The sequence below is a fragment of the Campylobacter sp. CFSAN093226 genome (genome assembly GCF_012897595.1).
Lineage (GTDB): Bacteria > Campylobacterota > Campylobacteria > Campylobacterales > Campylobacteraceae > Campylobacter_D > Campylobacter_D jejuni.
In genome coordinates this window covers 931,564-955,627 of the sequence record NZ_CP040608.1, presented here as the reverse complement: position 1 = coordinate 955,627, position 24,064 = coordinate 931,564, and the positions used below count along the sequence as shown (strand labels likewise).

The 24,064-nt window shown below is 29.5% G+C and carries 23 protein-coding genes and 1 tRNA gene; 18 read left to right on the top strand and 6 right to left on the bottom strand.

Annotated features, from left to right (window positions below; all coding sequences use genetic code 11):
* Positions 1-5: 5 nt before the first annotated feature.
* The 11 genes from FBF02_RS04990 to FBF02_RS04940 are packed head-to-tail and all read left to right on the top strand — an operon-like array spanning position 6 to position 10,620.
* A complete protein-coding gene (locus tag FBF02_RS04990) occupies positions 6-512 on the top strand; it encodes a YqhA family protein (RefSeq protein WP_002852919.1) in 507 nt (168 codons plus the stop codon).
* Between the two features lie 52 nt (positions 513-564).
* Entirely contained in the window at positions 565-756 is a 192-nt protein-coding gene (locus FBF02_RS04985; protein ID WP_002853004.1) for a mini-MOMP protein, read from the top strand.
* Positions 757-764: 8 nt separating this feature from the next.
* Positions 765-1,199: a c-type cytochrome gene (locus FBF02_RS04980; RefSeq protein ID WP_002853050.1), complete on the top strand. Its 435-nt coding sequence runs from the start codon at positions 765-767 to the stop codon at positions 1,197-1,199.
* A 30-nt stretch (positions 1,200-1,229) separates the two neighbouring features.
* Positions 1,230-2,345 carry an ABC transporter substrate-binding protein gene (locus tag FBF02_RS04975; protein WP_002858428.1) on the top strand — a complete coding sequence of 372 codons (1,116 nt, stop codon included), beginning with the start codon at positions 1,230-1,232 and terminating at the stop codon, positions 2,343-2,345.
* 21 nt (positions 2,346-2,366) lie between these two features.
* The gene (locus tag FBF02_RS04970; RefSeq protein ID WP_002852953.1) at positions 2,367-3,476 is read left to right on the top strand and encodes an ABC transporter substrate-binding protein; all 1,110 of its coding nucleotides are present in this window, start codon (positions 2,367-2,369) and stop codon (positions 3,474-3,476) included.
* Between the two features lie 18 nt (positions 3,477-3,494).
* Positions 3,495-4,391 (top strand): branched-chain amino acid ABC transporter permease, encoded by an 897-nt coding sequence (locus FBF02_RS04965; RefSeq protein ID WP_002852952.1) that lies wholly within the window; start codon positions 3,495-3,497, stop codon positions 4,389-4,391.
* On the top strand, positions 4,391-5,443 hold the full coding sequence (locus tag FBF02_RS04960; protein WP_002853049.1) for a branched-chain amino acid ABC transporter permease: 1,053 nt from the start codon (positions 4,391-4,393) through the stop codon (positions 5,441-5,443). The genes FBF02_RS04965 and FBF02_RS04960 overlap by 1 nt, the downstream gene beginning before the upstream one ends.
* Complete coding sequence (locus tag FBF02_RS04955) at positions 5,440-6,210, top strand: ABC transporter ATP-binding protein (protein WP_002852992.1); 771 nt, start codon at positions 5,440-5,442, stop codon at positions 6,208-6,210. The genes FBF02_RS04960 and FBF02_RS04955 overlap by 4 nt, the downstream gene beginning before the upstream one ends.
* On the top strand, positions 6,197-6,892 hold the full coding sequence (locus FBF02_RS04950; RefSeq protein ID WP_002852965.1) for an ABC transporter ATP-binding protein: 696 nt from the start codon (positions 6,197-6,199) through the stop codon (positions 6,890-6,892). The genes FBF02_RS04955 and FBF02_RS04950 overlap by 14 nt, the downstream gene beginning before the upstream one ends.
* Before the next feature lie 17 nt (positions 6,893-6,909).
* Positions 6,910-10,155, top strand: a complete 3,246-nt coding sequence (ccsA, locus tag FBF02_RS04945; protein WP_002852963.1) for a cytochrome c biogenesis protein CcsA — start codon at positions 6,910-6,912, stop codon at positions 10,153-10,155.
* Between the two features lie 15 nt (positions 10,156-10,170).
* Positions 10,171-10,620, top strand: coding sequence for a hypothetical protein (locus tag FBF02_RS04940; RefSeq protein WP_002852989.1), 450 nt, complete (start codon positions 10,171-10,173; stop codon positions 10,618-10,620).
* A gap of 2 nt (positions 10,621-10,622) precedes the next feature.
* Here the strand turns inward: FBF02_RS04940 and FBF02_RS04935 are convergent.
* The 3 genes from FBF02_RS04935 to tgt all read right to left on the bottom strand — a co-directional run bounded on the left by FBF02_RS04935 (position 10,623) and on the right by tgt (position 12,642).
* Positions 10,623-10,699 (bottom strand) — tRNA-Arg (locus FBF02_RS04935).
* Positions 10,700-10,751: 52 nt separating this feature from the next.
* Entirely contained in the window at positions 10,752-11,519 is a 768-nt protein-coding gene (locus FBF02_RS04930; RefSeq protein WP_002852995.1) for a magnesium transporter CorA family protein, read from the bottom strand.
* A gap of 1 nt (position 11,520) precedes the next feature.
* Positions 11,521-12,642 (bottom strand): tRNA guanosine(34) transglycosylase Tgt, encoded by a 1,122-nt coding sequence (tgt, locus tag FBF02_RS04925; protein WP_002853029.1) that lies wholly within the window; start codon positions 12,640-12,642, stop codon positions 11,521-11,523.
* Positions 12,643-12,671: 29 nt separating this feature from the next.
* On the opposite strand from tgt, the gene FBF02_RS04920 reads away from it, so the two are divergent.
* Genes FBF02_RS04920 through FBF02_RS04900 form a run of 5 tightly spaced genes read left to right on the top strand, consistent with a single transcriptional unit; the run spans position 12,672 to position 19,608 of the window.
* Complete coding sequence (locus FBF02_RS04920; RefSeq protein ID WP_002857878.1) at positions 12,672-14,072, top strand: COG3400 family protein; 1,401 nt, start codon at positions 12,672-12,674, stop codon at positions 14,070-14,072.
* A gap of 45 nt (positions 14,073-14,117) precedes the next feature.
* The gene (aroB, locus tag FBF02_RS04915) at positions 14,118-15,173 is read left to right on the top strand and encodes a 3-dehydroquinate synthase (protein WP_002852978.1); all 1,056 of its coding nucleotides are present in this window, start codon (positions 14,118-14,120) and stop codon (positions 15,171-15,173) included.
* Complete coding sequence (locus tag FBF02_RS04910; protein ID WP_002852957.1) at positions 15,170-16,741, top strand: mechanosensitive ion channel domain-containing protein; 1,572 nt, start codon at positions 15,170-15,172, stop codon at positions 16,739-16,741. The genes aroB and FBF02_RS04910 overlap by 4 nt, the downstream gene beginning before the upstream one ends.
* Entirely contained in the window at positions 16,738-17,988 is a 1,251-nt protein-coding gene (mtaB, locus tag FBF02_RS04905) for a tRNA (N(6)-L-threonylcarbamoyladenosine(37)-C(2))-methylthiotransferase MtaB (protein ID WP_002858158.1), read from the top strand. Before FBF02_RS04910 ends, mtaB begins: the two co-directional genes overlap by 4 nt.
* 3 nt (positions 17,989-17,991) lie before the next feature.
* A complete protein-coding gene (locus tag FBF02_RS04900; RefSeq protein ID WP_002852990.1) occupies positions 17,992-19,608 on the top strand; it encodes an ATP-dependent metallopeptidase FtsH/Yme1/Tma family protein in 1,617 nt (538 codons plus the stop codon).
* Positions 19,609-19,616: 8 nt separating this feature from the next.
* Here the strand turns inward: FBF02_RS04900 and FBF02_RS04895 are convergent, their stop codons facing one another.
* Entirely contained in the window at positions 19,617-20,033 is a 417-nt protein-coding gene (locus FBF02_RS04895) for a PepSY-like domain-containing protein (protein WP_002853001.1), read from the bottom strand.
* Positions 20,034-20,131: 98 nt separating this feature from the next.
* Between FBF02_RS04895 and FBF02_RS04890 the strand changes: the two genes are divergently transcribed.
* Positions 20,132-20,650, top strand: coding sequence for a rhomboid family intramembrane serine protease (locus FBF02_RS04890; RefSeq protein WP_002853058.1), 519 nt, complete (start codon positions 20,132-20,134; stop codon positions 20,648-20,650).
* Complete coding sequence (locus FBF02_RS04885) at positions 20,647-21,159, top strand: histidine phosphatase family protein (protein WP_002852934.1); 513 nt, start codon at positions 20,647-20,649, stop codon at positions 21,157-21,159. The genes FBF02_RS04890 and FBF02_RS04885 overlap by 4 nt, the downstream gene beginning before the upstream one ends.
* A 15-nt stretch (positions 21,160-21,174) precedes the next feature.
* Here FBF02_RS04885 and rpoD read toward each other — a convergent pair whose 3' ends face one another.
* Together rpoD and FBF02_RS04875 are read right to left on the bottom strand one after the other, a co-directional pair.
* Entirely contained in the window at positions 21,175-23,043 is a 1,869-nt protein-coding gene (gene rpoD / locus FBF02_RS04880) for an RNA polymerase sigma factor RpoD (protein ID WP_002852997.1), read from the bottom strand.
* 79 nt (positions 23,044-23,122) lie between these two features.
* A complete protein-coding gene (locus FBF02_RS04875; RefSeq protein ID WP_002852976.1) occupies positions 23,123-24,004 on the bottom strand; it encodes a LysR family transcriptional regulator in 882 nt (293 codons plus the stop codon).
* Positions 24,005-24,064 lie beyond the last annotated feature (60 nt).

Genomic DNA, 24,064 nt, shown 5'->3' with positions numbered 1-24,064 from the left:
AAAAAATGTTAGAGAAAATATTTGAATCTTTACTTGTTAGAAGTCGTATTGTTACAATTTTACCCGTAATTTTTGGTTTAATTGGAGCTTTTGTATTGTTTTTTATTGCAAGTTATGATGTTTTAAAAGTTATATTTTATACTTATAATTATTTTTTTGATGCAGGTTCTAATGTCGATTTGCATGAGGATGTGGTGGCTTTAATTATAGGAGCTGTTGATCTTTATCTTATGGCTTTAGTTTTGTTTATTTTTTCTTTTGGAGTTTATGAGCTTTTTATCAGTGAAATAGAAGAATTTAAACAAACAAAACAAAGCAAGGTTTTAGAGGTGCATAGCTTAGATCAATTAAAAGACAAGCTTGCAAAAGTTATCATTATGGTCTTAGTGGTAAATTTCTTTCAAAGGGTTTTACAGATGAAATTTGCTACTCCTGTGGATATGGCTTTTCTTGCTGGATCGATTTTAGCTCTTTGTGTAGGACTTTATTTTTTACACAAAGGTGGTCATTAACAAGGATTATCTTTTTTTGATATAATCGTTTTTTTGTGTTTAAAGAATAAAAATGAAAAAAATATTTTTAATTGGTATGATTTTAAATCATTTTGTTTTTGCAGCTCCGTTAGATGAAGTCTTTAAAGATATAGAAGTTTCAGGGACTGTTCGTTATCGCTATGATATTAAAAAAGAAAAAAAATACAACAAAAAAACACATAGATATCAAAATAAAACACAAACAGAAATTACAATAAAATAAGGAAAATCATGATTGCACGCTGGTTGTTTATTAGTTCAATATTTGTTGTTGCGCTTTTTGGTATTAACTTGAAATCATTTTTTACTTATACCTTTGATGCAAATAAGCAATATGATATGGAAAAAGCGAAGGCTTTGTATTTTCAAAATAAATGCAATACTTGCCATGGAGATAATGCTGAAAAGAGTGTTATAGGATCTAGAATTTTAAAAGATATGTCTCCTGAGGATATTAAAGGAGCTTTGATAGGTTATACTCTTGATAGTAGCAGTTCTACAACAGCTTCTCAAATGGCTTTTTATGCTAGAAATTTAAGCCACGAGGATATAGATAATATTATTGCTTATATTAAAGGTGGAAATTTTGCGCTTGATTTGCAAGTAAAAGATCTTCTTGAAGAAGAACCTGCGCAAAAAACAAAACATAATATATTTCTAAAATAAAATGTAAAAACTATAATTAAAAGGAATACTATGAAAAAACTAACTTTAACTTTAAGTGTTTTAACTATGGTAAATTGCTTATATGCTAAGGATATTAATATAGGAGTAGTTTTACCTTTAACTGGAACTGTGGCAGCTTATGGGCAAGATGTTTTTAACGGAATTGAACTGGCTAATAAGCTACAGCCAAAACTTTCAAATGGAGATGTTATTAAACTTATCACAATAGATACAAAAGGAGATAAGCTTGAAACTTCAAATGGAGTTAATCGTTTAATAGCAACAGATAAAGTCCTTGGGATTATTGGTGAAGCTACAACTCCAAATACCATTCAAGCTATTTCTATAGCAGAAGAGAAAAAAATTCCCCTAATAGCTCCAGTGGCATCTGGAGATAAATTGCTAGATAAAAAGAAATATGCAAGTAGAGTTTGTTTTAAAGATAGTTTTCAAGGAGATAAATTTGCTACTTATGTATCTAAGGATTTAGGACTTAAAAATGCTGTTATCATCATAGATCAAAGCAATGTTTATTCTTTAGGTTTGGCAAGAGCTTTTGAAAATTCTTTTAAGAATAATGGTGGGAAAATTATAAAAAAACTTGTTATTAATTCAGGAGATAAAGATTTTAGAGCTGTGGTTTCTCAACTTAAGAGTTTAAATCCTGATTTTGTTTATATGCCTATTTATCATCCTGAAGCTGCTTTAATTGCGAGACAAGCAAGACAAATTGGTTTTGATAAACTTTTAGTAGCAGGAGATGGTGTTAACAATCAAACTTTTATAGATCTTGGCGGAAGTGCTGTTAATGGAGTAATTTTCACTGATAGTTTTGATTATAACAGTCCATCTACACAATTAGGAAAAGATTTTGTTGCAGCTTATGAGAAAGTTAAAGGAACAAAAGAACTTCCAGCATTTTCGGCTATGGGGGCTGATGCGTATTTTGTAATGTTAAATGCTATGAATGCTTGCGTTGATAATCTTAGCAGCGAATGTATTAATAGCAAAATTCATCAAACTAAAGATTTTCAAGCTGTTGGTGGTGTGATTAGCATAGATGAAAGCGGTAATGCCATTCGTTCTGTTGTGATTAAAGAAATTCAAAATCAAAAACAAAATTATAAAACAATTATAAATCCATAATTACTAAAATAAAGGTAGAGAATGAAAAAAAGTTTAATTTTAGCAAGTATTCTAAGTTTAAGTTTAAGTGCTGCGGAAGTCAAAATAGGAGTTGTTTTACCGCTTAGCGGAGCTACTGCAGCATATGGACAAAGCGCACTAGAAGGGATTAAACTTGCAAATTCAATGCAATCAGCTTTAAGTAATGGAGATAAGGTTTCTCTTGCTATTATTGATACTAAAGGTGATAAATTAGAATCTTCGAGTGGAGCAAATCGTTTAGTTTCTCAAGATAAAGTTATAGGCCTTATAGGGGAAATGGTTACTGCTAATACATTGCAAGTTATGCGCGTAGCAGAAGATAATAAAATTCCATTGATCGCTCCTGCTGCAACTGGTGATAGATTGCTTGATAAAAAAATATATTCTTCTCGAGTATGTTTTATGGACAGTTTTCAAGGTTCATCTTTAGCAAAATATGTTTTTTCAAAACTTAATTACAAAAGTGCTGTTATTGTAGTAGATCAAAGCACTGACTATTCCTTAGGTTTAGCAAAAGCTTTTGAAAAACAGTACAAGTCTAATGGTGGTCAAATTCTTAGAATTTTAAGAGTTAATTCAGGTGATAAAGATTTTAGAGCTATTGTAGCTCAAGTTAAAAGTTTAAATCCAGAATTTATTTTTTTACCGCTTTATTATAGCGAAGCTTCTTTATTTGCAAGACAATCAAAACTCGCAGGTTTAAATATTCCTATGGGTTCTGCAGATGGAGTTGCTGATCAAACTTTTATTAGTTTAGCTGGAGATGCAAGCGAGGGTTATATTTTCACAGATAGTTTTGATGCTAATAATCCAACTACAAAATTAAGCAAAGAATTTATCAGTGTTTATGAAAAAGCTAAAGGAACAAAAGAAGTTCCAAATTTTTCGGCTATGGGTGCTGATGCGTATTTTGTAATGCTAAATGCTATGAATGCTTGCGTTGAAAATCTTACTAGTAAGTGTGTCAATGAAAAAATTCACCAAACTAAAAATTATCAAGGTGTTTCTGGTGTTATCAGTATTGATCAAACAGGAAATGCAACTCGTTCTGTAGTGGTTAAAGAAATTAAAAATCAGAAGCAAAATTATAAAGATATTATCAATCCTTAAAGGAAAAATAGAAAGATTATGGATTCTACTTTATTTTTACAACAACTTGTTAATGGACTTAGTTTGGGCAGTATGTATGCTCTTATTGCTGTTGGCTATACGATGGTTTATGGTGTGTTAAGACTTATTAATTTTGCTCACGGCGATATTATGATGGTTGGTGCTTATGCGGCTCTTTTTTGCATGACTAATCTAAATGTTCCTTTTCTAGGAGCTTTGTCTTTAGCAATGATTTTTGCTGCTTGTGTTGGAATAGCTACAGATAGAATCGCTTATAAACCTTTAAGACAGGCTCCTAGAATTTCATTGTTGATTACAGCAATCGGTATTAGTTTTTTCTTGCAAAATCTTTTTAATATGCTTTTTACTTCAACACCTAGAACTTTTACACCGCCAAGTTATTTTGAGGAAAGTGTTAATTTTGGTGGAGTGATAACAACTTATGGTTCTTTAATGGTTCCTGCTCTTACATTTGTTATTTTAATAGCAGTGTTATGGATTTTGTATAAAAGCAAATATGGTATAGCTATTCGTGCTTTGGCATTTGATATACAAACAGTAAATTTAATGGGTATAGATGCAAATCGTATTATTGCTATAGTTTTTGCCCTAGGTTCAGCTTTGGCAGCAGTTGGGGGTGTTTTTTGGGCTGCAAATTATTACTCTGTTGAACCTACTATGGGAACTTTAATAGGTTTAAAAGCTTTTGCTGCTGCAGTTTTAGGAGGTATAGGTTCTGTAGTAGGTGCAGTTTTGGGTGGACTTATTATAGGATTTACTGAAGTTGTTGTTGTGGCTTTTTTTCCAGATTTATCAGGCTTTAAAGATGCATTTGCTTTTATTTTTTTGGTGTTTATATTGTTATTTAGGCCTACGGGAATTTTAGGTATAAATTTTGAAAAGAGTAGGTTTTAATGATGGTTAGAATTAAGGTTTCACATTTAATCTTTTTAATTGCTTCAATTATTTTTATTTTCATTTCTCCTTATATTTTTGGGGATTATGGATTAAACATTGTTAATCAAATTGCTATTTTTATTATTTTGGCTGTGAGTTACAATCTTATTAATGGTGTAACTGGACAATTTTCACTAGAACCCAATGGATTTGTTGCGATTGGAGCTTATGCGGCTGCTTTAGTTCTTTTAAGTGCTGATGCAAAAAATGATCAGTTTTTTTTAGATGGTCCTAGTTCTTTTATTTTAGCTATCCATTCAAATTCCTTTATTCTAGCTTTAATTGTGGCTGGAATTTGTTCATCTTTACTTGCCCTGATTTTGGCTTTTGCTGTATTTCGCGTGAGAGGGGATTATTTGGCTATTGTAACTTTAGGCTTTGGAATAATTATTAAAATAGCTGCTATTAATTTTCCTTCTATTACTAATGGCTCAAGAGGGCTGGTAGATATTCCACAATTTTCCACGATCTATTGGACAGGTGGTATTGCTATTGTAGCGGTTATTTTAATTTTAAATATAGTTTATTCTAAATATGGTCGTGCAATGAAGGCTATAAGAGATGATGAAGATGCTGCAAGCGCTATGGGAATAAATACTTTTTGGATAAAAACTTTAGCTTTTAGCACTTCAGCATTTTTAGAAGGTGTAGGTGGCGGACTTTTAGCTTGTCTGTTGACTACCGTATCTCCAACTCAATTTGATTTTTTACTTACTTTTCAGCTTTTGATTATTATTGTTTTAGGTGGACTTGGTTCTACTACAGGTGCTATTATAGGTGCGATATTGGTTATTGGTGGAAGTGAGTGGCTTAGATTTTTAGATGAGTTAAATATAAAAATAGATTCTTTAAATCTTGATATCCAATCAACGCCAGGGCTTAGAATGGTTGTTTTTTCTATTGTTCTGATTTTAGTAATGCTTTTTGCAAGAAAAGGCATAATGGGTTATTATGAGTTGAGTGATGTGATTAGAGGGATTAAAAAGCGTTTTAAAAGGAGCAAAAAATGATTTTGGAATTAAAACAAATTTCAAAAAGTTTTGGTAGTGTTAAGGCTATTAATGAAACTTCTTTTAAAATCAATGAGGGTGAAATTTTTGCTTTAATTGGACCTAATGGGGCTGGCAAAACAACTCTTTTTAATATTATAACAGGTAACTATAAACCTAGTTCAGGTTCGGTTGAATTTCTAGGAGAAAGAATTGATCACTTAAAACCTCATAAGATTGTGCATTTAGGAATAGCTAGAACATTTCAAAATATTAGGCTTTTTTCAAGCATGAATGTGCTTGAAAATGTTCTTATTGGTTTTAATAAACAAATGAAATATAATATTTTTGAAGCCTTTTTGCATTTAGGGCGTTTTGGAAAAATAGAACAAGTATTTAAAGAGAAGGCTTATGCAATATTAGAAGAACTTGGTATTGCAGAATTTGCCTATGAAAAGGCTACTAGCTTGAGTTATGGACAACAAAGAAAAGTTGAGATTGCAAGAGCAATGGCTACTCAACCAAGATTATTATTGCTTGATGAGCCAGCCGCTGGGATGAATAGCTCTGAGAGTGATGAACTTGCTGGGCTCATTTTTAAATTACGAAAAGATTATAAAATTAGCGTTTTGCTTATAGAACATGATATGAAATTTGTAAATAAATTGTGTGATCGCGTATTGGTACTTGATTATGGAAAAACAATTTTTGAAGGTAAACTTTGCGATGCTGTAAATCATAAAGAAGTAATTGCTGCGTATTTAGGGGATTTTGATGCTAATAGTTAAAGATTTGCATGTTTATTATGGATTAATTGAAGCTGTTAAAGGGATTGATTTTAAAGTGGAAACAGGTCATATTGTTTCTCTTATAGGTTCAAATGGAGCAGGTAAAACTTCAACTTTAAATGCGCTTTTAAACTCAGTTAAAAGAACTGGTGAGGTTAATTTCTTAGGTTATGATACTAAAAGGCATTTAACTCATACTTTAGTTCAAAAAGGTATAGCTTTAGTTCCTGAAGGAAGGCGTGTTTTTATTAATTTAAGCGTAGAGGAAAATTTAAAAATAGGTGCTTTTAATAATGCTGAAAATTATGAGCATTTAAGAGAGCAAATGTATAAACTTTTTCCAAGACTTGCAAGTAAAAAGCATGCTTTAGCTGGAACATTGAGTGGAGGGGAAGCGCAAATGCTTGCGATTTCAAGGGCTTTAATGAGTGAACCAAAACTTTTGATGTTGGATGAGCCTTCTTTGGGACTTGCTCCAAAGATTGTGGGTGAAGTTTTTGATATTATTGTGCGTTTAAAAGAAGAGGGTATAACTATTCTTTTGGTAGAGCAAAATGCTTATTCTGCATTAAAAATAAGTGATTATGCTTATGTTTTGGAAAATGGTCGCATTGTAATGGAAAACGAGGCTAAAAATTTAATAGGTGATGATGAGATTAGAAAGAAATATTTAGGGCTTTAAAATTTAAAGGAAAAAGAATGAAAAATATAATAAAAAGCATAGGGGATTTAAGAGTTTCGGTTGTATTGTTTTTGCTTTTTGCGCTTTTTTGTGCTTTGGCAACTTTTATTGAAAGTGCTTATGGAACCCCTACGGCTTGGGCAATGGTTTATGATACTTTTTGGTTTGAATATATACAACTTTTACTTGGTATTAATTTACTATGCGGGATGTTTCGTTATAAAATGTTTGGGCTTAAAAAATTACCTTTAATGATTTTTCATATTTCTTTTTTATTTATTTTAGTGGGTTCTGCAATGACAAGATATGCTGGTTTTGAAGGTATTTTACCTATTAGAGAGCATACTCAAAATTCACTTATAGAAAGTTCTAAGACTTCTTTGCGTATTTCTGCTATAAAAGATGGAGAACGCTATAGTGCGGTTAATGATCGTTATATAGGAAATTTGCCTTTTGCTAATTCTTTTAAACTAAAACTTAATTTAGGTGATGATCAAGCTGTATTAAAATATAAAGATTTAATCTTAAATGCTCATTATACTTATAAAGAAAATAATAATTCTGATCCTTTATTGGTTTTGATGCTTTCTCAAAAAGGATCTCAAGGTGTTGATGTTAAATTTGAAAAAGGTGAAGTTAAGAATATAGAAGGGGTTAACTTTGCTTTTATGAATGATAATGTTAAAGCACCTTTTGTAAAAATTGATGAAAATTTAACTTTAAGTTCAAGTGAAAACTTACATTTTCTAAGCATGCTAGATGGACAAAATTTAGACCTTAAAATTGGAGAAAAGGCAAATGCTAAGGAAAGAAGACTTTATGAAATTAATGATATTAGTTTTGTAGTTAAAGCTGCTTCTTTGCATGCGCAAGAAGCTTTAGAAGGTTCCAATAGACCTCAAGATGAAAGTTTTTGGTTATGGTTTAAATCTGCTTGGTTAGAAGTGGGTAGAACTATGTTGATTTCTACTTTTGGCGAGCCTCAAAATTGGAAAAATTCTTTATTATTGCATTTTAAAGATTTTGCCTTAAGCAATGAGAATAAAAACTTAGAATTAACTGGCTCTAATGCTTTAAAATTAGAATTAAGCTATAAAAATGAAAGTAAAGAATTTTATATTTTTGAATATAATAAACCTATTATGATAGAACTTGCAGATCAAAAATTCTTTATTTCTTGGGCGCTTTCTTATGAACAATTGCCTTTTGATATTTATTTAAGAGATTTTGTATTAGATCGTTATCCAGGTTCTATGTCTCCAGCTTCTTATGCAAGTGAAATTACCGTAAAAAATAATAATGAAAATTTTGATTATAGAATTTTTATGAATAATGTTTTAGATTATGATGGCTATAGATTTTATCAAAGTTCTTATGATCAAGATGAAAAAGGGACTGTTTTATCTGTAAATAAAGATCCGGGCAAAATACCAACTTATATAGGTTATTTTCTGCTTTGTCTTGGAATGTTTATGAATTTTTTAAATCCACATTCTAGATTTAGAACTTTGGCAAGATTAATTAATAAAGACACTTTAAAACATACAAGTGTGATTATTTTTATTTTATTGTTATCTTTTGGTTCTGAAAAGACTTTTGCTCAAGATTTAAATTCGACCTTACCTGTGGTAAATACTAATCATGCTAAAGCTCTTGCCACTTTAATAGTTCAAAAATCAGCAGATGGAAGAATGGTGCCTTTTGATACGCTATCAAGAGAAATTTTAGAAAAAATTCATCAAAGTGATAGCTATAAGGGTCAAAATTCTAACGCTGTTATGCTTTCCATGCTCGTTGATGTAGATAAATGGCAATTGGAACCTTTTATTTTAATGCCACAAAATCAAGCAGTTCGTGATGCTATTGCAAATATTTTAGAAATTCCTAGTGCTAAATATATTGCTTATAAAGATTTTTTTGATGAGAATAACCGCTATAAACTTCAAAAATATGTTGAAAATGCAAATCGTAAAAACCCAAATGCAAGAGGAGTTTTTGATAAGGAAATTATAAAACTAGATGAAAGAGCTAATGTTGTAAATTTAGTTTTTAGTGGTGAATTATTTAAATTTATTCCTGTTCAAAATAATCCAAATAATGTTTGGCTTGCACCTTTTTCTGCTGTAACTACTCTTAAGGGGGATGAAGGGCATATTGTTTTGGCTTTAATACAGAATTATTTTAGTGCCGTGGAAAATGCTTTTAAAGATGGTAATTGGATTAGAGCTGATGAAGGCTTGAAATTTATCAAAGAATATCAAGAAAAAATAGGATATAAAGTCATGCCTAGTAAAACCAAGGTTGAAATGGAAATTTTTTCTAATAAGGCTGAAATTTTCGTTAAACTCGCTCCTGTATATTTAATTGCGGGTTTTTTACTCTTGATTCTTGTTTTTTCTAAAATGGTCGTACCGAATTTAAAAATCTCTTTTATATTTAAAGTGGTATATGTTTTAAATGTTTTAGCTTTTGTAATTCATACAGTAGGTCTTGGACTTCGTGCTTATTTATCAGGTCATGCTCCATGGAGTAATGGCTATGAAAGTATGGTGTATATAGCTTGGGCATTGTCTTTGTCGGGTATATTTTTCTCCAGAAAAAGTCCTATAGCCTTGTCATTAACTTCTATTTTATCTGGTGTTGTATTAATGGTTGCGCATTTAAGCGAAATGAATCCGCAAATTACAAATCTTGTTCCTGTGCTTAATTCTTATTGGCTTAGTATTCATGTATCTGTTATTACTGCTAGTTATGGATTTTTAGGACTTTGTGCCTTACTTGGTATCTTTACATTGTTCTTAATGTGTTTTCTTAAGAAAGATGGAAAATATAATCTTAATATTTTGAGAAATATTACAGAGGCTACAAGAATTAATGAAATGGCAATGATTTTTGGACTTTGTTTGCTTACTGTAGGAAATTTTTTAGGAGCAATTTGGGCAAATGAAAGTTGGGGGAGATATTGGAGTTGGGATTCTAAGGAAACTTGGGCTTTAGTTAGCATTTTGGTTTATGCAGCAATTTTGCATCTTAGAATGATTCCAAAATATTGTAATCAATTTGTGTTTGCTTTATGGAGTATGTTTGCTTATTGGGTTATTATTATGACTTATTTTGGAGTAAATTACTTTTTAACAGGACTTCATTCTTACGCTGCAGGCGAAGCGGCTCAAATTCCTAATTATGTTTATTGGGGATTTGCATTGATGGTGGTTTTAGCTTTTTTTGCAAGAAGGAAGCGAAATTTTGTGGGCAAACTTTAAATGAACCATATTTTTTTGGTTATTTTTTGTGCTGCTTTAGCGCTTTTATTGTTTTTAGGCGTGATTGCTTATCTTATTACAAGTGATGGCAAAAAAACAATTAAAAAGCAAAAAACTAGCCAAAAGCAGCATGTAGCTGAAAAGACTAAAAAATTTGATACAGACTTAGATAAAATGATAATTGCTGCTTCCGATGTTAAACTAACGGATATTGAATTAAAAGAACTTGCCAAACTTTATGTGCAGACACATAAACTTGGTTCAAAAACTTCTAAAGAATTAGATGAAGCAGCAAAAAAGAAACTAGAATTTGTTTCTGCTTTGGCTGCAAATATTAATGCAAGTGCACAAACAGTAAGTTACTTAAATAAAGAACTTAAGAAAATTTATGGATCTTACAAAAAAGAAATTGATGCTTACGAGCATATGGGATTAGCTAAAAGAAAAATTAAAGAAGATAAATAATATGGTGCGCTCAAGAGGATTCGAACCTCTGGCCTTTTGAACCGCAATCAAATGCTCTATCCAGCTGAGCTATGAGCGCAAAAATAAGTTAAAATTATATATAAATATTCTTAAAATAAGCAAAATTTTGCTTATTTTGTTTGTTTTTTAGCTTTTTTACCTTCATCTAAATCAAATTCTTTAGTCTTTTTTGAATAATAAAATATAAAACCTACAATCAAAATACAGCAAATCAAAGAAAAAATATAAAGTGTACCATAAGGGCTATCTTTGAAAAAAAGATTATTAGTATTCATTCCAAAAAATCCTACGATCAAATTTAAAGGCAAGAAAATAGAAGAAAGTATACTTAAAAGATAAATACTTTTATTCATTTTTTCATTTTTAATTGCATTTGTTAATGTATAAAGAGTATCAATTCTTGCTAGATGTTCTTTGGTGTTTTTACTTAAGATGCTGATGGATAAATTTAAAATTTTTAAATGTTTTTTATATTGTGCTTGTTCACTAAGCAAAAGATTGAAAGCTTCGCTTAGAAGATTAATTTGCTTTAGATTTTTGTTGATTTTTTGTCTTAACACAAAGGATTTTTTGTAAAAATTTTTAACAAAACCACCTTTTAAGATAATACCTTCTTTGTGTTCTAAAAGGTTTTGAAAATGAGTATTTTGTACTTTAAAATCTTCTAAAATGGATTTAATAAAATTTGAAAATTCTTCTATGCTAGAAAGCTTAAATTCTCCATCTTGAAGTTTATAAATTTTTTCATCGTTAAAAAGCCAAGTTTCCAAATTTAATCCCACATAAACAAAAATTTTTTGTCCATAAATTTCACTATAAAAAGTTTCTAAATTCTTTGCTTGTAGGATTTTTTTTAGATTTTCGTGTAGTTCTAGCATTTTATTTGCCTCTTAAGTGATAAAAATTTCTTTTAAATTGCGTAAAAGAATTGTTCAAAATTGCTTCACGCATCTTTCTTGCAAGTTCAAGATAATAATGTAGATTGTGCAGACTTGCCAAACGAAAAAAAGTAAGTTCTTTAGCTTTAAAAAGATGGTTTAAATAACCCCTTGAAAAATTACGACAAGTATAACATGAGCAAGTAGAATCTATAACTTCATGATCGTTGATAAATTCTGCTTTTTTGATATTAAATTTTCCAAAACTTGTGAAAAATGTTCCATTTCTTGCATTTCTAGTTGGCATCACACAGTCAAACATATCTACTCCTCGCTCAACATTTTCTACTAAATCTTCAGGCGTTCCTACGCCCATTAAATATCTTGGACGATTTTCATCTAGATAAGGGTTTAAGTTTTGGACTGTTTCGTACATCAAGGCGTTTTCTTCGCCCACGCTAAGCCCACCTATAGCTAAACCATCAAATGGCATTTCATTTAAACTTAAAGCGCAACGCTTTCTTTCTTCATAATCTGTACCACCTTGGATAATACCAAAAATATTTTGCCCTATACCTATACCTTTATTTTGCATATTTTTATGATAAGTAATAGCCTCTTTTGCCCAAAGTATAGTGCGATCAACAGAAATTTTAACCCTTTCTTTGGTTGCGGGTAGGGCTACTAAATCATCTAAAATCATCATAATATCAGAATTAAAATCATATTGAGTATCTAAAACACTTTTTGGAGTAAAAAGATGACGACTTCCATCAATGTGACTTTTAAATTCTATGCCTTCATTAAAATGTTTGGAATTTTTACTTAAAGAAAAAGCTTGAAAACCACCACTATCGGTTAAAAAACTTCTATCAAATTTCGTAAATCCATGTAAACCTCCAAAATCTTTTACTACTTTGGAAGTTGGACGCAAGTACATGTGATAGGTATTTGCTAAAATAATTTTTGCATCAAGCTCATTTTTCATATCATTAGCATCAAGACTTTTAACCGCTCCTACTGTGCCAACAGGCATAAAAACAGGGGTTAAAAAAGTGCTGTGTGCGGTAGTGATTTCACAAACCCTTGCCATTCCATCTTTATGCTTTAATTTAAATTCCATTTGTTATAATTTCCTTTTTGGAGTTTAAAATGAATAATATTTTAATTATAATAGATGGTATTTTAGCAAAGCATTTCTTAGAAAGGCTTTGTTTTGAAAAAGGCTTAGGTTACTTTTTTACAGTAGTGTGTCAAAATAGTGAAAAAAATAACTTAAATATTTCTAGCGAGTATATTGACTTGCATTATTTTGATCCTACAAGCACAGCGCGTCTTGAAAATATTATGAGTAAGGATTTTAAACAGGCTTTTATTTATATGCAAGATGAATTTGAAACTAAAAAAAGTTACGAGGCTTTGCGTTCTTTAAATCCAAATTTAGAAATAGAAATAATGGATTTTTGGGGGTTAAGTGTTAATGATACTCATGCAAATTTAGCTGATGCTAGAATGACTTTAAGCCGTAGATTTATGGATTTTTTACCAGATATTGCTTTAACAGCTCAGTATATAGGACTTGGAGTTGGAGAGATTATGGAAGTAAAAATTCCAGCAGGGTCTATTTTTGCTTATAGGCACATAAGTTCAATACAACAAAAAAGGTGGCGCATAGTCCTTATTTATAGAAATTCTAAAATTTATTTTGTAAAACCATCTTTTGTTCTAGAGCCAAATGATAGCATTTTGATCGTTGGGGATCCTGTTGTTTTACAAAGTATTTTTCATAATATAAGAGGCAAAGCAGGGCAATTTCCTATGCCTTTTGGAAGTAATGTTTTTGCTTTAATTGATATGAAAAATATGAATCAAAATATGCAAGAAAGAGTGCTTGATACTACTTTAAAATTAACTCAAAAAAGCAATGCAAAAAGATTTTTTATACATGTTATCAATCCTAAATTAGGGGTAATGTATGAAAAATTAAAAAAACTTTCTGAGGATAAAGAAGGTGTGTTTTTTGATTATTTCAACACGGATTTTAAACAAATTTCCATGTGGTTGCAAAATAATGATATAGGATTAGTTGTAACTGATATAAAAAATTTTGAGAAAGAAAAACAAGCTTTTTTTGATTTAAAAATTCCTATTATGAAGGTGGGTGAAGCTTCTTTTGATGAGCTTAAAGAAGCGATTATTTTAAGTGCTGATGAGAGTGAACTTGAAAACAATGCAAATGTCATTACTGATTTAAGTAAACAGCTTGATTTTGGAGTTATTTTATATTATTATAATCCAAATTCTCAAAATACTACAGATATGGAGGAGTATTTTAGAAGTTTATCTAAGCTTTATGATAAAAATATACAAATTATTAATAAAAATGATGAAAACCCTCTTTTAAATTTGCAATATCGCGAAGATTTGTTACAATTTGTGAGTTTTCAAAAAGAATTACTAAATAGAGATTTTGCCAGAAATTTAAGTACAAATTTAAATAGGCATTATTACAAAATGAGACAAAATTACCAACTTTTCATACCAGTAGAATAAATAATTAATTAAATGTGATAAAATAAATGCAAAAAGAGTAGTTCAATGCAAGTAGAAGTTAAGTTAAAAGAAAATGCTTATAAGGTTTATATTGATGAACTTGAAGAATTAGAATTTGATAGTAAGGTTTTTATACTTTCAAATCCTAAGATTTCAGGTCTTCATTTGAAAACATTACTTTCTAAAATTAAGGCAAAAGAAATTTTTATTGCCACTGTGAAAGATGGTGAAGAATATAAAAATTTAAGCACCATGGAAGAAATTTTAAACCAAATGTTTAATTCTAAATTGGATAGAAAAAGCGTACTTATAAGTTTTGGTGGTGGCGTGATTAGTGATATGGGCGGATTTGCTGCTAGTATTTATCAAAGAGGTATTGATTTTATAAATATTCCTACTACACTTTTAGCTTGTGTTGATGCAGCAGTAGGTGGAAAAACAGGTGTTAATAATAATTTTGGTAAAAATCTTATTGGCACTTTTTATCAACCTAAAGCTGTATATTGTGAGAGTTTTTTTTTAAAGACTTTGAGCTCTAGAGAACTTGCTGCAGGCATGGCTGAATTTATTAAAATGGCAGCAATGTTTGATTATAGTATACTTGATTTTATAGAAAAAATTGATGAAAAAAGTTTCTTAAATGCTACTTGTGAGAATGAAATTTTTACTCAGATTATAGCAAAAAGCATAGAGCTTAAATCAAGGGTTGTTGAACAAGATGAAAAAGAATCAAGGCTTAGAATGCTTTTAAATTATGGTCATACTTTTGCTCATGTTATAGAAAATTTTACAGATTATAAGCTTTATTTACACGGAGAAGCGGTGGCTATAGGTATGGTTATGGCAAATCAATTGGCTTTAAATTTAGGGCTTTTGGATAAAATGCAAAGTCAAAGAATAAAAGATATTTTACTTAAATTCGGTTTGCCAATATCATATAAAATCAACAATGTAGATGAATTTTATGAAGCTTTTTTCATGGATAAAAAAAGCTCTAATAAAAAAATCAATTTTGTTCTTGCTAGTCCTTTGGGTAAGGGTTTGATAAAAGGTGATATTTCTAAAGAAGATATAATTGCAACTTTAAGAGAATTCCAATGAAAAAAATTATTATTTTAACCTTTTTTGTTGTTTTTGCTTTTGGTGATGTAAATCGGACTATTATTAATAATATAAATGAGAAAATTAATACTTTAAATACTGTAATCAGTGCTAGTATTTGGAATATACGTTATGAAAATTTTATAAAATATCAAGATATAAATGATGAATTAATCATTTTAAATCTTAATTTAAAAAAGACTTCCGATATTCACCAACAAGAAGAACTTAAACGCAAGATAGCAAATTTAGAAGAGCAATTGAACTTGCTTAAAGAATATAAAGATTTAAATTTTGCACAAAGTCTTAGTGCCCCTGATAATATAGAAACTTTATCTAAGCTTACTAATCCTTTGGCTATTATAGGAGCTTTTTCTCATATTAAGAAATTAAAAGGAGAAAAGGAAGAGTATATATTTAAATTTAATGATTTTAAAAATTTAGTAGATAAAATCAGGGAAAAAAACTCAGAACTTAAGGAATTAGTTGAGCTTAAACCAAGTGTTGAGAATATAGAAGCTTTAAAAGCTTCGGATAAAAAGCTGGAAGAATTTGAGCAAGCTTTAAATTTTGCTAGTGTTTCTTATTCTGTTTATGAGAAAAAAATTGATGAAGAGCTTTCTCGAGTAAGTGCTGAGATTAAAGTTCAAAGCTTAAGGGCTGTAAATATACTTGTTGCTATTGTTATTGTTATAGCTATAGCTTTTATGTTGAAATTTATTGCTAAAAAATACATTAAGGATAGTGAAAGATATTATACTGCTACGAAGATTATTAATTTTATTAATATAAATATTATTTTTCTTATTTTGCTCTTTGCTTATATAGAAAATATTACTTATCTTGTAACTATACTTGGTTTTGCCTCTGCGGGCTTAGCTATTGCTATGAAAGATATGTTTATGTCTATGCTTGGATGGTGTGTGATTATTTTTGGCGGAAGTTTTAGAGTAGGGGATCGTGTAAAAGTTTTTCAAAATGATACTACCTATATAGGAGATATTATAGACATTTCTTTTTTACGCATTACTCTTTATGAAGAGCTTACGCTTGAAACTTATAATAAAAATCGTCGTAGTGGGCGTATTATATTTATTCCTAATAACTATGTTTTTACAAATTTGCTTGCTAATTATACCCATCATGGTATGAAAACCGTGCTTGATGGCATTGATATAAGTGTTACTTTTGATAGCAATCTTGACAAAGCTCAAGAAATTGTGGAAAATATTGTTACACGCCATGCCAAAGGTTATACTGAGCTTGCTAGAAAAAATATAGCTCGTTTACAACATGAATATAGTATTAAAAATCCTAAAGTGGAGCCAAGGTTTTTTATGTTTTTTGAACATTGGGGAATGAGAATTTCTGCATGGTATATGACTAATGCTTATGCGGCTTTGGTATTAAGAAGTACGATTAGCAAAGAGATTATAAAAGAATTTAATAAGCATAAAGATATAAAAATTGCTTATCCATCGCAAAATTTATATTTAGGAAATTTAAATCAAAATCATTTTGAACAACATCATGAAAATATGTATTTTCATGCAAGGAATAAGGATTGAAAGAAAAAGTTTTTTTTAAAACCTTTGGGTGTCGCACAAATATTTATGATACAGAGCTTTTAAAAAGTTATGTAAAAGATTATGAGATTATAAATGATGAGAATAAAGCACAAATTATCGTTGTAAATTCTTGCACGGTTACAAATGGAGCTGATAGCGGGATAAAGTCTTATGTAAATACCATGCAAAAAAAAGGCATTAAAGTTATACTTACAGGTTGTGGTGCTGTAAGCAAAGGTAAGGAGCTTTTAGATAAAAAGCAAGTTTTTGGAGTGCTTGGAGCGTCAAATAAAGATAAAATCAATGAATTTTTAGGAGCAAAGACAAGTTTTTATGAACTTGGAAATTTAAATTTTATTGATAAAGATATAGTTTGTGAGTATGAAAATCATACCAAAGCTTTTGTGAAAATTCAAGAAGGTTGTGATTTTGCTTGTTCTTATTGTATTATTCCTAGCGTGAGGGGAAAATCAAGAAGTGTGGATGAAAAAGCTCTTTTAAAACAGGTTGAAATTTTGGGAGCTAATGGTTATAGTGAAATTGTTTTAACAGGGACTAATATAGGTTCATATGGGCTTAAAAATGGCACAACCCTAGGCAAGCTTTTGCAAAAAATGGGACAAATTTTAGGTATAAAACGCATAAGGCTAGGTAGTTTAGAACCTGCACAGCTTGATGAAAGTTTTTTAGAAATCTTAGATGAAGCTTGGCTTGAAAGGCATTTGCATATTGCATTGCAACATACAAGTGAAAAAATGCTTCGTATAATGAGAAGAAGATCACATACGGATAATGATTTAAAGCTTTTTAATACTATAGCAAGCAAAGGATATGCTTTAGGGACGGATTTTATAGTAGCTCATCCAGGCGAGAGTGAAGAGCTATGGCAAGAAGCTTTAAGAAATTTTAAAGAATTTCCACTCACTCATATCCATGCTTTTATTTTTAGCCCTAGAAACAACACGCATTCTGCTACCATGAAAGATGTGATAAATGGAACTTTAGCTAAAGAAAGGCTAAACACTTTAAAATCCATAGTAGAAAAAAATAATTATGAATTTAGGAAAAAAAATCAAGTTTCACTTGAAGTTTTGGTAGAAAATCAAAAAGATGGTTTTTTTGAGGGTTATGATCAGTTTTTTAATAAGATCAAAATTAAAAGTGATAAAGATATAGCTAAAGAATGGATCGTTATATCTGAATATGAAGTACAAGAAAAGTCTAACTTTACAAATTTAAAAGGCTAGATAATGAAAAATAAAAAGATAATTTTAGCATCTTTTATGGTTTTATGTATGCTTTTGGGAATTTTATATTTTAAAAATGAACCTAAATATATAGATGAAAATCTTTATCAAAGTCTATTAAGCCAAAATTTAATCCAAAAAGCTGTGATTGATAAAGACGAAATTTGGCTTAAGGCAGAAGGTGAAAATTACGTAATTATAAAAGATGGCATAGATATAAAAACACTTTTATCAAAAGTTCCCGTAGAGGTTAAAAAAGATAATACGCTTTGGGTGTTTTTTGTTTTACTTATTTTTATTATCGCACTTTTTATAAGTCTTGGTTATTTTGCTCGTAAAAAAGAGTTGGCTAAATATCCAATATCAAATAAGAATCAAAATCACACTCAAGCTCAAAATTCAAATATAAATTTAGAAAGTTCCCATATAAAACCTGTGATTTCAAATATTACTTTTAATGATGTAGCAGGTGTTGATGAAGTTAAAATGGAGCTAAGCGAACTTGTGGATTTTTTACAAAATCCTAAAAAATATAAAGAATTTGGTGTAAAAATGCCAAAAGGTGTTTTAATGGTAGGCCCACCTGGTGTAGGAAAAACATTGATAGCAAAAGCAGTTGCAGGAGAAGCAGGGGTGCCATTTTTTTATCAAAGTGGTTCAAGTTTTGTTGAAATTTATGTAGGTATGGGTGCAAAAAGAGTTAGAGAGCTTTTTTCAAAAGCTAAAATGATGGCGCCTAGCATAGTTTTTATTGATGAAATAGATGCCGTAGGTAAGGCAAGAGGAGAAATGTCAAATGTTGAAAGAGATAGCACTTTAAATCAACTTTTAACTCAAATGGATGGTTTTGAGGACAATAGCGGGGTTATAGTTATAGCTGCGACAAATAAAATCGAACTTATGGATCCTGCTTTATTGCGTTCGGGGCGTTTTGATAGGAGAATTTTTTTATCTTTGCCTGATTTTAAGGATAGACTTAAAATTTTAGAAATTTATATGAAAGATAAAAACAATAATATCAATTTAAATAAAATCGCTAAAGCAAGCGTAGGTTTTAGTGGAGCAGGGCTTGAAACTTTGGTCAATGAAGCAGCAATTAATGCTTTAAGAAGAAATAGTGCTTTAGTTGAGGAAAGCGATTTTTATGCTGTATTAAATAAAGTTCTTTTAGGTAAGAAAAAGATTTTAAGTTTTAATAATGAAGAGAAGAAAATTCAAGCCACTTATCAAGCTGCAAAAGCTTTGAGTGCGTATTATTTTGACATAGGATTTGAAAAAATCACTCTCATTGAAGATCGTTTTAAAGAATATGAGCATAATATAAGATCAAAATCAGAGCTTATCAATCGTATAAAAGTTTATTTGGCTGGTTCTAGAGCCATGAGATTGATTTACAATGAAAGTTATACTAACTCGCAAGATGATTTTTTAAAGATTAAAGAATTGCTTGATTATATGTTGAGTTTTGATATGTTGAAAGAGTCAAATTTAAGTGAACAAAAAAAAGAAATGGATGAATTTTTAAATTCTATGAAGGATAAAATTTTAAAATTATCAGAGCTTTTGCTTGAAAAAGAAAAGATAGAATATGACGATGTTAAAGATATAATGCAGGTTTGATGATATGTTTAATCATCAAATTCTTTATATAAGATAGTTCCATTAAAATCTATAAGAATTTTTATATCGTTATCAAGTTTAATCTTATAATGGTTGATTTTTCTTTCAATTTCTCTAGCTTTTGTATTTGGAAATTCGTTTTTGATGATATTGGCTAAATTTTGAGGTAAAAAATCTAGATCAAAAGGAAAGGCTTTATTTTCAATTTCCTTCCAAGCTCCATCTATATCAAATTCAAGCTCTGTTCCATCGCTAAGATAGACTTCATAGGAATTTTTGTCTTTTTGCACGATCCCTATAGGCGCTTTGAAATTATGTTGTAAAAATTCTTTAGAAACATTCGGTAAATTATCAGCAGAAATTATTATATCAGCATTTAAAGATAAGCTTAAAATAGTAATAATATTTAAAAATTTAATTTTCAATATTTTTCCTAAATTATTTTTTAGTAAAATTGTAAAGAATTTATGTGAATTTTATGTGAATTTTAAGACAATATTATAAAAAATAAAGGTTTTATATTTTGCTTACAATTTTTTTAATTTTTTTAAATATTTTATGTTATTTTTTGATTTCTTATGATTATTACAATATCCTTGGTTTGAATATTTTATTTTTTAATGGAGCTTATTGGCAGCTTTTAAGTTCAATGTTTTTACATGGAAATTTAACTCATCTTATATTAAATATGATAGTTTTGTTTCAATTTGGGCGTATGTTAGAAACTTATTTGGGTGCTTTGTGTTTTATTTTTATTTATTTTATTGGCGGATTGTTGTGCTCACTTTTAAGTGTTTTTTATGTGTATTTTGATTTTAAATATTTTGGAGAAAATATAAATGTCATAGGCGCTAGTGGTGCAATTTGTGTTTTAATGGGCTTTTATGCTGTTATTGATAAAAATAGCACAAAAGGACTTATAGTGGCAATTTTACTTATGAGTTTTGTGCCATTGCTTATGGGGGTAAATGTTGCTTGGTATGGTCATATTTTCGGGTTTATGTGTGGTTATATTTTAGCTAAAATAAAAGAGGTAAAATGAAAAAAATTTATATTATAAGACATGCAAAAGCAAGTAAGAGTGAAGACATCGATGATTTTGAAAGAAAACTTACTAAGAGTGGAAAGGAAGATTTAAAAAAACTTTTTAAAAATCTTGCTTCGCATGAAATTCATCCTGATTTGGTGCTATCAAGTCCTGCTGTTAGAACCGCTAAAACAGCGAAAAAAATAGCCAAATTTTATAATTTTGATAAAAATAGAATTTGTTTTGATGAAAGATTGTATCTTTGCAATGTTGAAAATTTGCTAAAAATTCTGCAAGATATTGATGATGAGTTTAATGAAGTATTTTTAGTGGGTCATAATCCTAGTTTAATGGAGCTTGGAGAGTTATTAAGTTCGCTATGTTTAGCTTCTTTTCCAACTTCTTCTATCTTGTGTTTAGAATTTGATATTAAGGAATTTAAAAATTTAAAAAAACATAGCGGAAAATTAGTTTTTTTTGAACATGTACGCAAGTTAAAAGAAGAAAAAGATCTGGGTTTTTAGTAAGGAGATTGACTCTTACTTCCAACCTTCTATATAATTTTTTAGTTTTCTTCCTACTTTAGGGTGTTTGAGTTTTTTTATAGCTGAGCTTTCTATTTGTCTCACTCTTTCTCGAGTGACATTAAGTTCCTTTCCAATTTCCTCTAAAGTTCTATCACTTTCATCATCCATTAAACCAAAACGCATACGAATTACCGCTTTTTCTCTATCGTTTAATTGATCTAAAACTTCATCAATTTGTTCTTTTAAATCATCCTTTAAGATATGATCCATTGGAGAAAGTGAATTTCTATCTTCAACAAAATCTCCAAATTTACCATCATCTTCATTTCCTATTGGAGCTTCAAGAGAAATTGGTTCTTTTGTGATTTTAATAACTTGTTTAACCTTATCTACGCTTAAACCTACTTCTTTAGCTATAACACTGACATCAGGTTCTTTTCCATCTTTTTGTAGATGTTCGCGGATAATTTTGTTAATTTGATTGATGGTTTCTATCATATGGATTGGAATTCTTATGGTTCTTGCTTGATCAGCTATAGCCCTTGAAATAGCTTGCCTGATCCACCAAGTTGCATAAGTGGAAAATTTATAACCCCTTTTGTATTCAAATTTATCCACAGCTTTCATCAAACCTATATTTCCTTCTTGGATAAGGTCTAAGAAAGGCAGACCACGATTTGTGTAGCGTTTAGCTATGCTTACAACAAGGCGCAAGTTTGATTTTGCCATTCTTCCTTTTGCTTCATCAGAGATTTTTTTACCGCGTTTAATTTGCTCCAAAATTTCTTTTAAGCGTGATTTTTCAAGATCAAAGCTTTTTTCACTGGCTTCTTTAGTTTGAAATAGTTTTTTAATTTCCATATAAGTGCTTACCATGGTTGTTTCTAAAGCTCGCTCTGTGATTTCTTCTTTGCTCAATTTTGTAATATCTTTTAAAATATCTGCATGGCGTTTTTTAAGTTCATCAGAAAACATAGGTAAGCGGTATTCTAAACGCTTAAGTTCTTTGTCAAATTCTTCATCACTTTTTAGTGCAGTTTCCATTGATTTTACGATTTCGCTAATAAGTTTTGAAGTAGGGCCTAGATCCATTAATTTTTCTTTTAAAATATTTTTTTTGAACGCAATGCTTAATTTATCTAAAAGTTCATCTCCGCTTTCTTTGTCTTTGGATGTTTTTAGCCAATCTTTTTTAGCTTTTTCTAGAGCTTTAAATTTTTCTATAACTTTTAAAGTTCTTTCATCTTCTTTTTTGCTGTTTTTTTTAGTATTTTCTTCATCTGATTCTAATTCTGTTTCGTTTTCTTCATCTTCATCTATATCAAGTTCATCAAGTTTGTCATCACTTTTTTCTTCATCGTCAAAGCTTTTAAATAGTTCTTTTACCCTTCTTTCTCTGTTTATTAAAGGTTCTTTATAATCTAAAATAAAATCTATCAAATAAGGTACAGAACAAAAAGCATCAATGATAATATCTTCGCCAAGTTCTATTTTTTTGGAAATTTCAATTTCTTCATCTTTGTTTAATAAAGCAATTTGTCCCATTTCTCTTAAATACATACGAACAGGAGAGTCTGATCTGCTCCATTCTAATAAATCGTTTTCATTGGCTAAATCAAATTCGTTCTCAAGGCTTGTATCTTGGAGTTTTTGTTTTTCTTCTTGAAGTCTTTTTGCATCTTCTATGTTTTTCATTTGTGCAATTTCAGCTGCTGAAAAAAGTTGCACTTTGTGTTTTTTCATTAATGCTTGCACTTTTTTAGTGGTTGATGCACTTGGTTGTTTTGTAAGATATTTTACCAATTTTTCATATGTGATATAATCTTTTGCATTTTCTTGAAATAATTCTTCTAATTCAGCTTCTTGAGTTTTGGCGTTCATTGATTATCCTTGAAATTTATATAAGCTTTGGATTTTATCTAAAAATTGCTTAACTTTCTATATAAATCGGTTATTATGTTTATGATTTGAATATTTTTTCAAATTTTTCTAAAGCTCTGTTAAAATTATAATTTTTTCTTTTTAAGGTATAAAATTTACGCTTTAGGTCGATATTTTTTAATTTAATTTCATAAAGTGTTGAATTTTTTAATTCTTTTTCTATGCTTTTTTTGGAAAAAATAGAGATTGCTTTTTTTTGTAAAACAAGTTCTTTAATCGCAGCCATTCTATCAAGTTCAAGAAAAATATTAAGTTTTTTTGAGCTTGCACCAATTTCGTTTAAAAATTTATCCCTTAAGCCTGAGCCTACTTCTCTTAAAATCCACTTTTGTTCCAAAAGTTCATCGATATAAAATTCTTTTTCATTGAGTTTTTTATCACTTGTAGCTACTATAAGTTCATCATCTTGCCAAAAATTTATTTCTAAATTTTCATACTCCACTAAAGCTGGATCAAGTTCTGCTTCAATGATTGCAAATTCTATATTTCCGTTTTTTAGTAAATTTAAACATTCTTTTGAATTCTGCGTTTGAGAGCGAATTTCTATGTTTTTAAATTCTGCCTTAAAATCAAATAAAATAGGAGCTAAAAAATGTTCAGAAATGCTTTGAGTTGAGGCTATTTTTATTTCCCCTAAGAGCATACTTTCGTCGTTTAATTTTTCTAAGCTTTGGTAGTAGGCTTGTATAATTTTTAACCAATTTTTTCCTAGTTCTAAAGCTTTTGGTGTAGGTAAGAGTTTTTTTCCAAGTCTTTCAAATAAAATGCCATCAAATTTATTTTCTAAATTTTTAATTACTATTGAAACATTAGGTTGAGTTATGGAAAAATTGTTGGCTGTATGAGTTGGACTTTGAGTGTTTAAAAGATCTAAAAATATTTCTATATCTTTGATTTTCATGAGTGATTCCTTTATTTAATAAAAAAAATTTATTATAAAAATTAAAATAATATATTTCTA

Bases quoted from the DNA above. Each gene is read 5' to 3' on its own strand.
- FBF02_RS04970 (WP_002852953.1), top strand. From the start codon at position 2,367: ATGAAAAAAAGTTTAATTTTAGCAAGTATTCTAAGTTTAAGTTTAAGT.
- rpoD (WP_002852997.1), bottom strand. From the start codon at position 23,043: ATGAACGCCAAAACTCAAGAAGCTGAATTAGAAGAATTATTTCAAGAA.
- FBF02_RS04965 (WP_002852952.1), top strand. From the start codon at position 3,495: ATGGATTCTACTTTATTTTTACAACAACTTGTTAATGGACTTAGTTTG.
- FBF02_RS04920 (WP_002857878.1), top strand. From the start codon at position 12,672: ATGAATAATATTTTAATTATAATAGATGGTATTTTAGCAAAGCATTTC.
- FBF02_RS04875 (WP_002852976.1), bottom strand. From the start codon at position 24,004: ATGAAAATCAAAGATATAGAAATATTTTTAGATCTTTTAAACACTCAA.
- FBF02_RS04930 (WP_002852995.1), bottom strand. From the start codon at position 11,519: ATGCTAGAACTACACGAAAATCTAAAAAAAATCCTACAAGCAAAGAAT.
- FBF02_RS04950 (WP_002852965.1), top strand. From the start codon at position 6,197: ATGCTAATAGTTAAAGATTTGCATGTTTATTATGGATTAATTGAAGCT.
- aroB (WP_002852978.1), top strand. From the start codon at position 14,118: ATGCAAGTAGAAGTTAAGTTAAAAGAAAATGCTTATAAGGTTTATATT.
- FBF02_RS04900 (WP_002852990.1), top strand. From the start codon at position 17,992: ATGAAAAATAAAAAGATAATTTTAGCATCTTTTATGGTTTTATGTATG.
- FBF02_RS04985 (WP_002853004.1), top strand. From the start codon at position 565: ATGAAAAAAATATTTTTAATTGGTATGATTTTAAATCATTTTGTTTTT.
- FBF02_RS04960 (WP_002853049.1), top strand. From the start codon at position 4,391: ATGATGGTTAGAATTAAGGTTTCACATTTAATCTTTTTAATTGCTTCA.
- FBF02_RS04980 (WP_002853050.1), top strand. From the start codon at position 765: ATGATTGCACGCTGGTTGTTTATTAGTTCAATATTTGTTGTTGCGCTT.
- ccsA (WP_002852963.1), top strand. From the start codon at position 6,910: ATGAAAAATATAATAAAAAGCATAGGGGATTTAAGAGTTTCGGTTGTA.
- tgt (WP_002853029.1), bottom strand. From the start codon at position 12,642: ATGGAATTTAAATTAAAGCATAAAGATGGAATGGCAAGGGTTTGTGAA.
- FBF02_RS04990 (WP_002852919.1), top strand. From the start codon at position 6: ATGTTAGAGAAAATATTTGAATCTTTACTTGTTAGAAGTCGTATTGTT.
- FBF02_RS04910 (WP_002852957.1), top strand. From the start codon at position 15,170: ATGAAAAAAATTATTATTTTAACCTTTTTTGTTGTTTTTGCTTTTGGT.
- FBF02_RS04885 (WP_002852934.1), top strand. From the start codon at position 20,647: ATGAAAAAAATTTATATTATAAGACATGCAAAAGCAAGTAAGAGTGAA.
- FBF02_RS04975 (WP_002858428.1), top strand. From the start codon at position 1,230: ATGAAAAAACTAACTTTAACTTTAAGTGTTTTAACTATGGTAAATTGC.
- FBF02_RS04955 (WP_002852992.1), top strand. From the start codon at position 5,440: ATGATTTTGGAATTAAAACAAATTTCAAAAAGTTTTGGTAGTGTTAAG.